Genomic DNA, 321 nt, shown 5'->3' with positions numbered 1-321 from the left:
CGCCCTGCGCAACGGCTGGGCCACCGCGAGCGCCGCCTGGATCAACGCCCTGTCGCCGGCCGCCATCGCGGCGATCACGCCGGGCGCGGTCACCCAATGGTCCAACTCGGCCCAGCTCGGCCTGAGCGCGACCACCGTGGGCGCGATGACGCCGGCGCAACTGGCCGCGATCTCCAACTACGGCGCGCTCTCGGCCAGTGCCATCGCCGCCATCACGCCCGAGGCGCTGAAAGCCCTCAGTCCGATGGCCATCTCCCGCCTGACCCGCGCCGACTGCCTGAGCATCGAGGCGATCCGGGAACTGTCCGCCGAGCAGGCCCG

1 protein-coding gene is annotated in these 321 nt (G+C 73.2%); it reads left to right on the top strand.

Translation table 11 applies throughout. The features are described from left to right. The coding region (locus FUT87_RS29945; RefSeq protein WP_222617116.1) for a hypothetical protein at positions 1-321 on the top strand (321 nt) is incomplete at both ends.

The sequence above is a fragment of the Mitsuaria sp. TWR114 genome, assembly GCF_007997345.1.
Note: the sequence above shows the minus strand (reverse complement) of the source record. Positions and strands in the feature narration are given on the sequence as shown.